At 50.1% G+C, this 14,124-nt stretch carries 11 protein-coding genes; 5 read left to right on the top strand and 6 right to left on the bottom strand.

The window, feature by feature from the left end:
- Window positions 1–79: 79 nt before the first annotated feature.
- The 4 genes from ligA to IEX60_RS11375 all read right to left on the bottom strand — a co-directional run bounded on the left by ligA (window position 80) and on the right by IEX60_RS11375 (window position 4,959).
- Complete coding sequence (gene ligA, locus IEX60_RS11390; RefSeq protein ID WP_188750669.1) at window positions 80–2,101, bottom strand: NAD-dependent DNA ligase LigA; 2,022 nt, start codon at window positions 2,099–2,101, stop codon at window positions 80–82.
- A 74-nt stretch (window positions 2,102–2,175) separates the two neighbouring features.
- Window positions 2,176–2,904: a DUF2147 domain-containing protein gene (locus IEX60_RS11385; RefSeq protein ID WP_188750667.1), complete on the bottom strand. Its 729-nt coding sequence runs from the start codon at window positions 2,902–2,904 to the stop codon at window positions 2,176–2,178.
- A gap of 154 nt (window positions 2,905–3,058) precedes the next feature.
- Window positions 3,059–4,090 (bottom strand): glycosyltransferase family 2 protein, encoded by a 1,032-nt coding sequence (locus IEX60_RS11380; protein ID WP_188750665.1) that lies wholly within the window; start codon window positions 4,088–4,090, stop codon window positions 3,059–3,061.
- On the bottom strand, window positions 4,087–4,959 hold the full coding sequence (locus IEX60_RS11375; protein ID WP_229717530.1) for a lysophospholipid acyltransferase family protein: 873 nt from the start codon (window positions 4,957–4,959) through the stop codon (window positions 4,087–4,089). The genes IEX60_RS11380 and IEX60_RS11375 overlap by 4 nt, the downstream gene beginning before the upstream one ends.
- Window positions 4,960–5,187: 228 nt before the next feature.
- Here IEX60_RS11375 and IEX60_RS11370 point away from each other — a divergent pair, with 228 nt between their 5' ends.
- Together IEX60_RS11370 and IEX60_RS11365 are read left to right on the top strand one after the other, a co-directional pair.
- Window positions 5,188–5,799, top strand: coding sequence for a WbqC family protein (locus tag IEX60_RS11370; protein WP_188750661.1), 612 nt, complete (start codon window positions 5,188–5,190; stop codon window positions 5,797–5,799).
- A gap of 58 nt (window positions 5,800–5,857) precedes the next feature.
- Window positions 5,858–6,517 carry a hypothetical protein gene (locus IEX60_RS11365; RefSeq protein WP_188750659.1) on the top strand — a complete coding sequence of 220 codons (660 nt, stop codon included), beginning with the start codon at window positions 5,858–5,860 and terminating at the stop codon, window positions 6,515–6,517.
- Between the two features lie 4 nt (window positions 6,518–6,521).
- Here the strand turns inward: IEX60_RS11365 and IEX60_RS11360 are convergent, their stop codons facing one another.
- Window positions 6,522–7,169 carry a hypothetical protein gene (locus tag IEX60_RS11360; protein WP_188750658.1) on the bottom strand — a complete coding sequence of 216 codons (648 nt, stop codon included), beginning with the start codon at window positions 7,167–7,169 and terminating at the stop codon, window positions 6,522–6,524.
- A 163-nt stretch (window positions 7,170–7,332) separates the two neighbouring features.
- Between IEX60_RS11360 and acpA the strand changes: the two genes are divergently transcribed.
- Both acpA and IEX60_RS11350 read left to right on the top strand, forming a co-directional pair.
- On the top strand, window positions 7,333–8,679 hold the full coding sequence (gene acpA, locus IEX60_RS11355) for an acid phosphatase (RefSeq protein ID WP_188750656.1): 1,347 nt from the start codon (window positions 7,333–7,335) through the stop codon (window positions 8,677–8,679).
- 28 nt (window positions 8,680–8,707) lie between these two features.
- Window positions 8,708–10,558: a cytochrome-c peroxidase gene (locus IEX60_RS11350; RefSeq protein ID WP_188750654.1), complete on the top strand. Its 1,851-nt coding sequence runs from the start codon at window positions 8,708–8,710 to the stop codon at window positions 10,556–10,558.
- Here IEX60_RS11350 and IEX60_RS11345 read toward each other — a convergent pair.
- Window positions 10,544–13,171 carry a valine--tRNA ligase gene (locus IEX60_RS11345; protein WP_188750652.1) on the bottom strand — a complete coding sequence of 876 codons (2,628 nt, stop codon included), beginning with the start codon at window positions 13,169–13,171 and terminating at the stop codon, window positions 10,544–10,546. The genes IEX60_RS11350 and IEX60_RS11345 overlap by 15 nt on opposite strands.
- Before the next feature lie 293 nt (window positions 13,172–13,464).
- On the opposite strand from IEX60_RS11345, the gene IEX60_RS11340 reads away from it, so the two are divergent.
- Window positions 13,465–14,124, top strand: a complete 660-nt coding sequence (locus IEX60_RS11340; RefSeq protein ID WP_188750641.1) for a DUF6266 family protein — start codon at window positions 13,465–13,467, stop codon at window positions 14,122–14,124.

Raw genomic sequence — 14,124 nt, 5'->3', positions numbered from 1 at the left:
ATCGTAATTTGCCTGAAGCGTTTTATCGTTTGATCCAAACAGGCGGTCAAAATTAAGGGAAATAAATGATTTTAATGCACTATGATCCGATCAATTGCAACAATTCTTGTTCGGAAATGATCGGGATTTTCAGTTTTTCAGCTTTTGCCAGTTTGGAGGGGCCCATTTTGTCGCCCGCTACGAGGTAATCCAGTTTGCCGGATATGCTGCTCAACAGTTTCCCGCCATGGCTTTCAATGAGTGCGGTAAGTTCCTCACGGCTGAATTGCTCAAATACACCGGAGATGACGAAGCTCTTGCCCGCCAATGAATCGCCTAACTGTTCAACTTCCTTTTCTTCCACAGCCAATTGGAGGCCGTGTTGCCGCAGCCGCTCAATCTGTTCCCGGTGCAGTCCGTTGGCAAAATATTCGGTGACACTTTCGGCAATGCGCTCGCCGATTTCGTAGACCGACTGAATCTCCTCTTTGGAGGCCGCCATCAGCGCATCGATGGTTTTGAAGTGAAGCGCCAGTTTTTTTGCCACGGTTTCACCCACGTATCGGATGCCGAGTGCAAACAATACTTTCTCAAAGGGCTTTTCCTTGGACTTTTCAATGCCGGCAATCATGTTGTCGATTGATTTCTGGCCGAAGCGTTCCAGTTGGATAAGTTCTTCCTGTTTGTCTTTAAGCGTATAGATATCCGTGATGTTGTGGAGCAAGCCCAGTCTATAGAACGTCTCGATCGTCTCATCGCCCATGCCTTCTATGTCCATGGCCTTGCGGCCGATGAAATGTTGCATGCGGCCCACAATCTGCGGTCGGCAGCCATCTTCGTTCGGGCAATAGTGGACCGCCTCGCCGTCCTTGCGCACCAGGGGAGTCCCGCATACCGGACAGAGAAGTGGGTACAGAATCGGCTGTGCATCCGGTTGGCGTTTCAGCAGGTTCACGCCCATTACTTTGGGAATGATTTCACCCCCTTTTTCGACGTAAACCGTGTCGCCTTCTCGCAGATCCAGCCGTTCGATCTCATTAGCATTGTGCAGGCTCGCCCGCTTTACCGTGGTACCAGCCAGCAAAACGGGTTTCAGGTTAGCTACGGGGGTCACTGCACCCGTACGCCCTACCTGATAACTAACCGATTGGAACAGGGTTTCCACTTGCTCGGCTTTGTATTTGTAAGAAATCGCCCACCGGGGTGACTTGGCTGTGAACCCCAGTTCTTCCTGCTGACCGTAATCATTTACCTTGATAACGATACCGTCGATGTCGTAGCTCAGGTCGTAGCGTGCCTCTTCCCATTTGGCAATGAAGGCAAGCACGTCATCGATCGAGGTACAGCGCGCCGTATGCTCACAAACGTGAAATCCCCAAGACTTTACGGCCTGGAGACTATCCCAATGGTTGCTGAACAGCCGGTTGCGGTTGTCGCTATACAGGAAGTACAAAAAACAATCCAACGGACGGCGCGCCACCTCTGCCGAATTTTGAAGCTTGATCGTACCGGCCGCAAAGTTGCGGGGATTGGCATAAGCCATCTCACCGTTTTCGATCCGTTCGTTATTCAGGCGCTGGAAAGCGGCGCGGTGCATGAAAATCTCGCCCCGTATTTCAAACAGATCGGGGTATCCATCGGTCCGCAGTTTATTCGGTATCTTCTTGATAGTACGTACGTTGGTGGTCACATCGTCACCCTGAATACCGTCTCCCCGGGTAACCGCCCGCTTCAGTATTCCATGTTCGTAGGTAAGGCTGATGGAAAGACCATCAAATTTCAATTCACAGACGTATTCAAAATCGTTTCCGATGGCCTTGCGTACCCGTTCATCGAAATCGCGCAATTCCTGTTCGCTGTAGGTATTGCTCAGCGAAAGCATGGGCCATCGGTGACGTACCGTATCGAAACGCTGCGTGATGTCGCCGCCTACCTTTTGCGTCGGCGAGTCAGGATCCAGGAATTGCGGGAATAGCCGCTCCAATTCCTCCAGTTCTTTGAGCTTCTGGTCGAAATCGTAGTCAGAAATGGTTGGAGAGGCCAATACATAGTACTGGTAGTTGTATTCGTTGAGCTCCCGGGTTAGCTCTTCGATCCGGATGGCTGCTTCTGCTGGTGACATGGCAACGAAAATACAAATTTTATGGCTTTCGGCAATCGGATTTCAGCTAATGGCCCGTTGTCACGCACCGATGCCTATTCTTCCAGCTTGTCCCAGATTTCGTAAATCGGATCTCCCGCAGAGCTCAGCCCGGAATGGTGCCACGAGCCATTTTCGATTTTACCATCGAAAGACAGCGAGGCACCCACACGGCTGTTATCGCGTGAAAAGAATTCGATGTTTTCGGTGTATTTCCCGTTTTCAAAGGTATACGTACCTCCACCTGTACCGGAAAACTCTCCGGTTTTGATGTTGATCGCCACCCACTGGAAACGCGTACCGCTCAGGATCTTCAGCGTTCTGCGGTCTCGCAAAGGCATTTGCCCCATTTCGTCACCCTGTTTACGGCCCGTAATGCGCCATACCCCCGCCATGGGGCCTTCATTGCTGTCGATACGTTGCCAGCTTGCGGAAGCACCCGATAAATTGGTAGACAGTGTATTTCCCGGGGTTACATCAAACGTGCCGGACTGGCCCACCCACGTATCGGCGGCTACGTTACTGGCCGCCTTATCCGTATCGTATTGCCAGGTTACGGTCAACGTCTTCCCGTCAGTAGTATACGTACCGCCTCGTGTTGAGATAAATTTTTTGTTTTTGAGATCATAAGTGCTGTGCGACAGGTAACCGTCTACAAATACAGCCGTTTGTATCACATCGCCCTGTTGTGTCTGCCAGGCCCCCGCCAGGGCATCCTGCTGGTAAGCTTGGGTGCTCAGCGTTGCCGCGCAGGCAACCAGTAAAGAAAGAATAATCCGTTTCATGATTCATTATATTGGTTTGTAATCCGTGTCAATCGGTGTATCCGTGGCTGTCCTCTTTGCCGCGAATGCACAAACAACCATTCATCCGTCACATCCGGTCAACGTTCCTAAAATAACAACTAATTTCCCAAAAAGTTGTCTTGTAGCCGGTATTTTACAAAAATCGTTTGAGATCCAGTTGGCTGAAATATGTTTTCCGCTGAATATAAAACGCCCAGATGAAGCTTCCATTATAGATTCCTTTCTTGCTGAAGGACTGATTATAACGTCTACGCTTCCGGGCAGTCTTGAAGAAGTCGAGAAAAAAACGCTGATGGGAACGGCTGATGGCCCAGGCATCACTGAGTTTGCCCTGTACCAAGAAGTGGATAAGGGCAATGAGGTCGATCCACATGCGGGCAAATATGACCCAGCACGCATCGATCAACGGTAGGTTTTTCTGCATCATGAATAGGCTGTTGCGGAAATTGAGGTATGTTTTCGTCGGGTTGGCCGCCGCCAGCGTGCCGCCTCCTACGTGATAGACAACCGACTGCGGACAGTAGCCGATCCGGTATCCCTTGCGTTTGAGGCGCCAGCAGAGATCCACTTCTTCCATATGCGCGAAGAAATCGGCGTCAAATCCACCCGAGGCTTCCCAGCAGGCGCGTTTGATAAAAAAGGCGGCACCGCTGGCCCAAAAAATTTCACAGGCATCGTCATACTGACCTCGGTCCTTTTCCATGACATGAAGCATCCGCCCACGGCAGAAGGGAAATCCGTAATAATCAATAAAACCACCGCCTGCTCCCGCATGTTCAAAATATTCCCGTTGGTAATACGAACGGATTTTGGGTTGTGCAGCTGCCATGTCAGGTTGACTTTCCAAGAGCTCGATGACAGGTGTGATCCAATGGGGGGGGACTTCTACATCCGAATTAAGCAGCACGAAGTAATCGGCTTCCAGGTATTTTAATATTTCGTTATACCCCCCTGCAAAACCGAGGTTACGTTCATTACGTATGATGCGGATAGCCGGATAGGTGGCTGTCACAAATGCCACGGAATCATCGGTAGAACCGTTATCGCCCACAACAAACTCGATGTTTGGATAATCGGTATTATATACCGACGGGAGAAATTTTTCCAGAAAAAATCTCCCGTTCCAATTCAATATGACAACGGCTACTTTCGGATAGTGGGTCATGTTCTAGCTTTCGGTTTTCGTTTCCAGCGCCGGTGCGACCAGAGCCACCATTCGGGCTTTTGACGGATAATGTCTTCCGTAAATTGATTATGAATGTCGGTGATACCATGGCCGGGCACTTCGGCTGGGTTTTCAACCAGGGTCTTAAACGTACAGCAATAATACCCGCGCCGAAGCCGGTCGATGTGACAGAAGACCACCGGAAAGTTGGTCATCTTTGCGATTTTCTCAGCCCCGGTATATACCAACGTATCTTGATTCAGGAACCGGATAAAGTAATCCGAATCCCGGTACATGGGCGTCTGGTCGGCCACAAACATACTGATATGGGGCTGGTGGCGGTATGCCACAATTTTGCGAAGTGTCTGCTTCATGGGCACCATGATTGCACCGAAACGGCCTCTCACCGAATTGTAAATGGTATCGACAGTCTTATTGTGCAAGGGTTTGTAGATAATCAGTACGGGATGGTCTGTCAGCAAACTCAGCCGGTGGATACCCAGCTCCCAATTCGCGTAGTGAGCCGTAACCCCCACAACACCCTTGCCGGCATTGAAATGGCGTTCCAGTTCTTCCATGCCATAAATAACAATCCGCCTTTTAACTTCGGCGGCAGAGATACTGCGCATCTTAACCGCTTCCACAATCAGGTCCGGAAGAAACCGGTAAAACTTCCGGGCAATCTTCCTACGTTCTTCCGCCGACTTCTCCGGAAATGCATTGGTAAGGTTTTCATACACAATGGCTTTCCGGTATCCGACTACGTGATACAATAGTACATATAAAACGTCCGATATTCGGTAAAGCACCCAAAAAGGAAGCAACGAGACCAGATAAACAAAGAAATTCGCTACGGAAGATTTTCGCATTACGGCCATTGATGATGCTTGAAGCTGCAAACTTAGATAAAGTTACGTTTATATGCAATTTAATCGTATCGCCTGTAAACGTAACGTTATTCGCAACAATTTTACGCTCAGCGGTGCTCATGATTACTTTGCAGTTGGTCGATCGCTCCGCCGCAGAGAATGGGCTAAAAGTGGATATATCCTTAATTTAAATTACTTTTACAGCACAAACTTATATTTCTTGCGTTCATGGACAATCACCTCATATTACCTGCTTTTTATCTGCCACCCGTTTCCTATTTCCGTGCCATCCAATCCGCTTCGTTACCCATTCTGATCGAGCAATACGAACACTACCCGAAGCAAACGTATCGCACCCGTGCGGCCATCTATTCGGCCAACGGCAAATTAGACCTTATCGTGCCTGTACAGCGGGGGCATAAGGGGCATACCAAAATGAAAGATGTAAAAATCAGCTATGAGTGGAACTGGCAGCGGCTGCATTGGATGAGTTTGCAGACCGCCTATCGCAGTTCCGCCTATTTTGAGTATTACGAAGACGAGTTTTTGCCTTTTTATCAACAGAAATTTGAATGGCTGCTTGACTATAACGTAACGCAACTGGAATTACTGCTTCGGTTATTGAAAATCGAGCGTTCCGTGGGGTATACGGAAAGCTACCGTCAGGATTATGCTCCGAACGTTGATTTTCGTACATCCATCCACCCGAAGCGCTTAAATCACACAGGCGCAGCCAGGCCTTATTATCAGGTTTTTGAAAATAAACACGGTTTTTTGGCCGATCTGAGTATTGTCGATCTGCTTTTTAACCACGGACCTCAAAGTAAAGGATATCTTTAACGGTGTGAAACTTTTTTGGCACGGCCCTGTTTTAGTGTCACAATCATTGAAAAAAAATATGATCAAACCATTTTTAGGCACATTGCTGCTCTTACTTTTGTTAACCCGAACCGTCTGTGCGCAGTCAGGCACTGACACCATTCACCATCAGAAAGTCTACGTGGTCAGCGGTCTGGGATGGGGATTTGCAGTAGGGGAGACCAGCGAGGTACTACAGGCTAAATTTTCAAACAGCATAGGATTGGATATTTCGCTTGCAAATCGTCATTACTTTTTATATCCTTCTGTTGACTTCCTCTCGTACCGCTATAACCAGCAGGTCCATGATCCGGATTATCCGTATGACCTGGAAAAAGGGAGAAGCAATTTCTACATCCTGAATCTGGCCGGTGGTGTCCGGAAACAGATCGAAAAGCTCAATATATATGCGTATGCCGGACCCGGAGCAGGTGTAGTCGTTGAACCCCGCGCACGGGTATCGGAAGGGCAAAAGCGTGTCATTGTAGAAAATACCACCCACCTAACGCCCACGTTGCGGGCAGGCGTAGGCGCAGACTACAAAATCGGGAATTTTTTCCTTTTCCTCGAAGCTGGGTGGCTGCATAACTTCCGCAACATACAAGAGCGGCAGGTTAACCTGCTATCGATGTATGGCGGGTTAAAGACAGACGTTACCGCCTTGAAAAACAAGGTGGCAAGCGTGATGGGGATACAATAGGAATCTATTTCCGCGAAACGTTCAACTCAACGACCTCCACGTCAATGGAGTTAAAAAGTTTGTGCGATGATTTCAGTTCGGATTCCGGCTTTATTTCATCCAGTGTCCGTACATCTACCCCCCGTTGCTTCGTAATGTCCAGCCGGCCACCCAAACAAGGATAGTTAGTTTCGATATCCCCACCGTTGAAACTGGTGATGGTCGCAAATCCATCCAGGTTGTTGTAAAAATTGGTCATGGTTATCGGCATAAAGTTATTGTATTGCTTCAGGTCGTTCAGGGTTGAGCCTACGCGCAATCCTTCAGCGGTCTGATAGGGACCAAAGTTATTGGCAACAGCAATTTTGGTGATCGTCTGATAAGGCTCTTTGCTTTCTGCCCAGTATACGGTAATTTCCTCGGCCTCGTTGGGAAATACCTTGGTAATCTGCACCTTTTTTCCATCTACCTCTGCTGTTCCGTTTTCAAGTTTATCGGCACCGATGGCACTATCCAGTGAAGCATACGAATCAGTGAGTTTGACAGGACCGATGCCTTCGCAGGTAATCGCATTCGGATCTGCTTGGGGTACTTCTTCCTGTTGTTGTTTCTGCGGCTGTTGGCAGGCAAGGGCAAATGCCCCGATAAGGGCGATACGATGTATAAGGCGCATAATCAAAGGTTTTGTTCATTAAAGGGAGCTAAGTTAGGAAAAACAGTCCAATTTCCAATAAGTTGATTCGATCGCGTTGATTTTACAACAAAATGCAGTAAGTTTGTCTTAAGTACAACGCAAATCGGAATTCTTTATTTCTCATAAATCTTCAAAAAACAGCATGTCAGTACAGCGGTTCTTTTTTATTTTTCTTATCTTATTGGTGGTAAGCAGCTGTGGGACCACCCAAAAGGTACAGCATCACGATGTCTCATTTGACGAAGGCATCCGGCAGATCAACCACCTGGTGGTTGTCTACATGGAAAATCACAGCTTCGATAACCTATACGGTGAGTTCAAAGGAGCAAACGGTCTTAAAAATGCCCAAAAAGGAAATTTCGTGCAGGTAGATGAGCAGGAAAATCCGTATACCTACCTGCCTGAGATCCCAAGGAACAATTCGTTTCCCACCAATTTGCCTAACAAGCTTTTTAATATCGACCAATATGTCCCGTCCGACAAGAAAACACCGGATGTTACGCATCGCTTTTTTCACAACCAGTTGCAGATCAACGGTGGTAAAATGGATAAGTTCGCGGCATACAACGATTCCAAGGGACTGGCGATGGGCTACTACCACACGAAGAAATTGCCGCTCTACCCGCTGGCTAAAGAATATACCCTGTGTGACAACTTTTTTCAGAGCGTCTTCGGCGGCTCTTATTTCAACCACGTGTACCTGATCTCTGCCGCCGTACCGGTATGGCCGGATGCCCCGGAATCAATGATCGCTGAAATCGACGCAGATGGCAAGATGGTAAAAGACGGTATTGTCACTTCGGATGGTTACGTGGTCAATCACGTCCTTTCCCGGAACTGGCCTTACCCGCCCAAATCGGATACTTCCCAATTGCTGCCGTCACAGACCATGCCGACCATCGGCGACCGTCTGAGCGAGAAAGGCATATCCTGGGCATGGTACTCGGAAGGGTGGGACGATGCCGTGGCAGGAAGGAAAAATAACTTTGCGTACAATCATGAGCCTTTCCTGTATTTTGCCCAATATGAGGAGGGGACAGCGGGCAGAAAACACCTGAAAGATCAAAACGATTTCATAAAGGCCGCGAAAGAAGGTACCCTTCCCAGCGTTTCCTTTGTGAAACCCGGTGGCGGGAACGACGAGCACCCGGGCGGCTCTGATGTGTATTCTTCCGAGCAGTTGGCCGTCAACCTGATCAACGCGGTATTGGAAGGACCCAATGCGAAGGATGCATTGGTCATCCTGACCTACGACGAGTTCGGTGGATTTTTCGATCACGTAGCGCCGCCCGTTATCGACAGATGGGGCCCCGGTAGCCGTATTCCCGCGATTGTCATCGGCCCGTTTGCGAAAAAGGGCCACGTGGATCATACGCAGTACGAGACCGTCAGCATTCTTTCGTTTATCGAACACAGATGGGGGATAGCGCCGCTGGCTGAACGGGATAAAAATGCGAGTCCTTTCCGGAATGCACTGGTATTCAAGTAATCACTGTTGATCGGGAGGCGGGTGTGTGATGCATAGAAAGATTGCGGTTGTTGCCTTCCTGTTTACAGGAGTGCTTCTTGCAGCCTTTACCCAGCACCCGGGTCACTATCCGGATAATGCTACGCAGACGCAGTCCGGCCCGCGTGAACGCCGTGTGCAGAAAAAAATATTCAGTCAGCTCGAATCGTTCCGCGATTACGTAAGGGATACGCTCTACGGGGAGGTCAGCAAAACGGAAGTGGATACACAACGCGTCCGGCAGGCCTTTTTAAAATCACGGTTATTGTTCAAAGCGTTTGAATGGGCAGCAGCCTATTTTGCGGCTGACCTGACGGATCGACTGAATGGCCCCCCGGTACAGGAGATCGAAAACGCCGACCTGTTAGACCCTTCCATGGCCCGGGCCATCGACCCGATGGGCCTGCAGGTGATCGAGGAGCTTATCTATCCACAGTACGATGCAGCTGCAAGAGAAGAGCTGATCCGCGAAGTCGGCCACCTGGTAACCAATACGGAATACCTGGTCTCTTATTTTGCCGATCATCCGCTTGCCCGTTGGCGGATTCTGGATGCAGCCAAGTTGGAAGTGTTCCGGATCATCACCTTGGGGATTACCGGGTTTGACGATGCGCTTTCCTTGAACAGTATGGAAGAATCGGCCGTATCCCTGGAAAGCCTGCGGGATGTGCTTTCCCGCTACCTGAACCAAGATAAGCGCGTGTCTTTATTGCAGCACCTGGACGCCGCCATCGAATACCTACGCCAAAATCCCGATTTCGACTCGTTCGACAGAGCGGCATTCATTACCCGCTTCGCCAATAAAATCAGCACCGGGATCGCCCGATTGGAACAGGGATTACCCGGCCCCCGGATTAAGTACAACCGGATGCTGAGGCAGGAGGTAAGTACGTTATTTGATCCCGGCGCATTCAATGTAGATGCGTTTTCTCCCGGACCTGAATTTCACCTAACGGATGCGAAAGTGGCATTGGGTGAAAAGCTATTTTACGATGCCGCACTATCCGGTACGGGTACCCGGAGCTGTGCTTCCTGTCATAAACCCAATCTGGCGTATACCGACGGACTGCCTAAACCTGCGGATATCCACGATCCGGAAAAACCACTGGTAAGAAACGTACCCACCTTGCTCAACGCGGCGCTGCAGTCAAATTATTTCTATGACATGCGGGCGTTGACCCTGGAGGACCAGATACGGGATGTCATCGGCAATCAACAGGAGATGGACGGGTCGATGGATGCAATCCTGAACCATGTTTCGGCAGACCCGTCGTATCAGTCGCTTTTTGCACAGGCTTTTCCCGCAACCGCCGGAAAAGGGATCCGTCCGGATGAGGTGACGAATGCACTTGCTTCGTACATACGCAGCCTCACAAAGCTCAATAGCCGGTTTGATGAATATATGCAGGGCAAAGAAGATGCCCTCTCAGGACAGGAACTGAAAGGCTTTAACCTGTTTATGGGAAAAGCGAAATGTGCCACCTGTCATTTCATCCCCTTGTTTAATGGGGTTACGCCGCCCAAATACGTCATGAGCGAGACGGAGGTATTGGGAGTTCCCGTTTCTACGGCAGATTCCACGCTGGATCCGGATCGGGGCTATTACGACGTAATCGGTATCGATTCCTATAGGAACGCGTTTAAGATACCCACTGTCCGGAACATCCTCAAAACGGCTCCTTACATGCACAACGGAGCTTATCAGACGCTGGAAGAAGTGATGGAGTTTTACGACAAGGGAGGCGCTGCGGGCTTGGGAATCAACCTCCCCAACCAGACGCTTCCGGAAGACAGCCTTCAGCTCACCGAACCGGAAAAAGCGGACATCATTGCTTTCATGAAGAGCTTAGAAAGCAAGTAGTTGCTCGTTCAGCAATTTGATCTTCGCTTCCGCGTCCGCTTTCTTGTTCCGCTCGTTGGCCACGATTTCCGGCTTGGCATTTTGTACAAAACGTTCGTTGGCTAATTTTGCATTGACCGATTTCAGGAAACCTTCCAAATAGGCGAGTTCCTTGCTGATGCGTTCCCGCTCAGCTTCCACATCGATATTCTGCGCAACATCCACATAAAATTCGTCTTTGCCCACCAGAAAACTGGTGACTCCGGACGGTTTTTGGTCGACAAAATCGACAGCGGAGACATTGGCCATTTTCTGGATGCTCTCGCTGTAACGTGAAAAGTCGATACCCGATGTGGCATGGATGGCCAATGGTAGTGCTGTTTTGGGTGATAATTGCTTGGTATTACGTAGGTTACGGATTTCCGAAACCACTTGCTGTACCGCCGCAAAATCTGCCAGCAGTTTTTCGTCAAAGGCGCCGCTCCGCGGGTATTCCGCCACGATGCAGCAGTCGTGCTCGGCCCTTACACCGAATAGCTCGTCGTGCCACAATTCCTCACTGATGAACGGCATAAACGGGTGGACAAGTTTCAGCACCGATTCGAAGAATCCCTTCGTTGCTTCAAAGGCTTCACGGGCGATGGGCTGCTGGTAAGCAGGCTTTGCCAGTTCGAGGTACCATGCGCAGAAATCGTCCCATATCAGTTTGTAGGTAGCCATCAGGGCATCTGAAATCCGGTACGCCGCAAAATGGTCTTCGATTTCGGTTAACGCCTGGTTAAACCGGTACCCGAACCAGTGGGCGGCTTCCTGTTGTGCAGATGTGGCCGGTATATCGGCCACTTCCCATCCCTTTACCAGCCGGAATGCATTCCAGATCTTGTTGGCAAAGTTACGGCCCTGCTCGCAGTAGGACACGTCAAACATCAGGTCGTTGCCGGCAGGAGAGGAGAGGAGCATGCCCACCCGTACCCCGTCTGTGCCGTATTGCTCCATCAGTTCGATGGGGTCCGGCGAGTTGCCGAGCGATTTGGACATCTTGCGCCCCAGCTTATCGCGCACGATACCGGTGAGGTACACATGTTCGAAGGGCGGTTTGCCCGTATATTCATGGCCGAAGATGATCATGCGCGCGACCCAGAAAAATAGGATTTCGGGTGCCGTAACCAGGTCATTGGTCGGATAGTAATACCGGATATCTGCATTGTCCGGATGGCGGGTGCCGTCGAATACTGACATCGGCCAGAGGCCCGATGAAAACCAGGTGTCCAGTACGTCATCCTCCTGCCGGATGCCGTCGGCCGATTTTCCTTCGGCCGCGAACAGCGCTGCGGCTTCCGTCCCGGTTTTGGCTACCACCCATTCGTTTTGGGCATTGTACCACGCCGGTATGCGTTGTCCCCACCACAGCTGCCGGCTGATGGTCCAGTCCTTGATGTTTTCCATCCAATGGCGGTAGGTATTGATAAATTTGTCGGGAATGAGCTTCACTTCGCCGTTCACCACATAATCCAGCGCCGGTTTGGCCAGCTCCTGCATGCGGCAGAACCATTGCATGGAAAGCTTCGGCTCAATGGCCGCATCGGTGCGCTCGGAAAATCCCACCTGCGATTTGTAGGGTTCTGTTTTTTCAAGCTGTCCGGCTTCTTCCAGCAGGATAGCTACCGCCTTGCGGGCTTTGAAACGGTCTTCGCCAACGAGAATTTCGGCCTTTTCGTTAAGTGTTCCGTCGTCGTTCAGGATATCGATGATCGCCAGGTTGTATTTCTGTCCCAGCTCATAGTCATTCAGGTCATGGGCGGGTGTTACCTTGAGGCAGCCCGTACCAAACTCCATATCCACGTATTCATCCTCGATGATGGGAATCTCACGGTTAATAAGCGGTACCAGTGCGGTTTTGCCTTTCAGCTGTGTATACCGCGGATCGTTGGGGTTGATGCACACCGCCGTATCGGCCATGATGGTTTCTGGCCGTGTGGTGGCGACGGTCAGATAGGAAGGCGCTCCGTTGGCAGCATCTTTCACCGCATAGCGGACGTAGTAAAGCGTCTGGTTGACCTCTTTGCGGATCACTTCCTCGTCAGACAGGGCGGTACGTCCCTGTGGATCCCAGTTGACCATTCGTACGCCCCGGTAGATATATCCTTTCCGGTACAGGCGGATGAACGTGTCGATAACCGCTTCGGACAGGTCAGCTTCCATGGTAAAACGCGTACGCTCCCAATCGCAGGAGGCTCCCAGCTTTTCCAGTTGCTTCAGGATGATACCGCCGTATTTTTCCTTCCACTCCCACGCGTACTCAAGAAACTGTTCACGTGTCAGGTCTTTCTTATTGATGCCCTTTTCTTTAAGCATGGCGACCACTTTCGCTTCCGTCGCAATGGAGGCGTGGTCGGTGCCGGGAACCCAGCAGGCATTTTTCCCCTGCATGCGGGCCCGTCGGATGAGCACATCCTGCAGAGTGTTGTTGAGCATGTGCCCCATGTGAAGCACGCCGGTGACATTGGGAGGTGGCATCACGATGGTATACGGTTCGCGATCATCCGGCACGGAACGGAAAAAGCCTTTTTCCATCCAGTATGTGTACCATTTATCTTCGGCGTCTTTTGGGTTGTATGTCTTTGCAATGCTCATGAACCGTCTGCAGTTTTAAGGGACGCAAACTTAGGGAAAGTTGGGAATTAAAGCAAATACCATATCGCTTGTTTGGCAGGACATCCGGTTGCCCCAATGCTTGGGTATAGCGTATCTTTACCTTACACAAACCTCACTATTTACTTTATATTTAATTGAGTTTTATTCGGAGTTTGTTCGGAGTTTACTCGGTAATTAACCGAATAAACTAAAAGTAAAATAAGATTTATTATCATCTGATTTCAAATTTATTAGTAGTTTTGGTGTAAACTTAATGTAAAGGAGAAGTAACTATGGCGATCATAACAGAAGGAGTGAATGGGCCGGTTACCGGCCGATTAGGCAATGTGGTTTTTTATCAGGTTAAAGGGCAGAACCGCGCCCGGTCGTTGCCGCGTGTAACCCGGCGTAAGCGCAAGCCCAGTCCGGAACAGGCCATGCAGCGGGCCAAGTTCAAGTTGATGCAGGAATGGCTAAAACCGATGAGAGGTCTGGTGCGTATCGGTTTCGGGCATTACGCGCCGCCCAAAACGGGGCATAACGTGGCGATGTCTTACAATATGAAGCATGCGATCGTTGAAAATAACGGCCAGTTTTCTGTGGATCCGGAAGCTTTTTGTTTCAGTGCGGGGCCGCTGACATCGCCCGTGAACCCCCGCGTATCCTTGGGAGAAGATGCCCTGCATTTTACGTGGGAAAAGCCTGGCATCGATGCCAGGCTCGGCAATGCACGCACGCTGCTACTTGCCTATAACACCACGGAATCATTGGCTTATTACGAGGTCTGCGGCGCAGGTGCCCATTCGTGTTCGGGAGAACTGTCACTCCGTTTTCTCGGCTATCGCGAAGGTACTGTGTGCCATGCCTATATGGCTTTTATGAATGTCGAGACAGGCGAAGTATCCGACAGTGTGTATGCGGGCAGGATAGTGTTCGAAAACGGCTCAGTCTGA

The sequence above is a fragment of the Parapedobacter defluvii genome, assembly GCF_014642075.1.
In the GTDB taxonomy this organism is placed as follows: domain Bacteria; phylum Bacteroidota; class Bacteroidia; order Sphingobacteriales; family Sphingobacteriaceae; genus Parapedobacter; species Parapedobacter defluvii.
The sequence above is the reverse complement of the archived record's forward strand: the minus strand, read 5'-3'. Positions and strand labels throughout refer to the sequence as shown.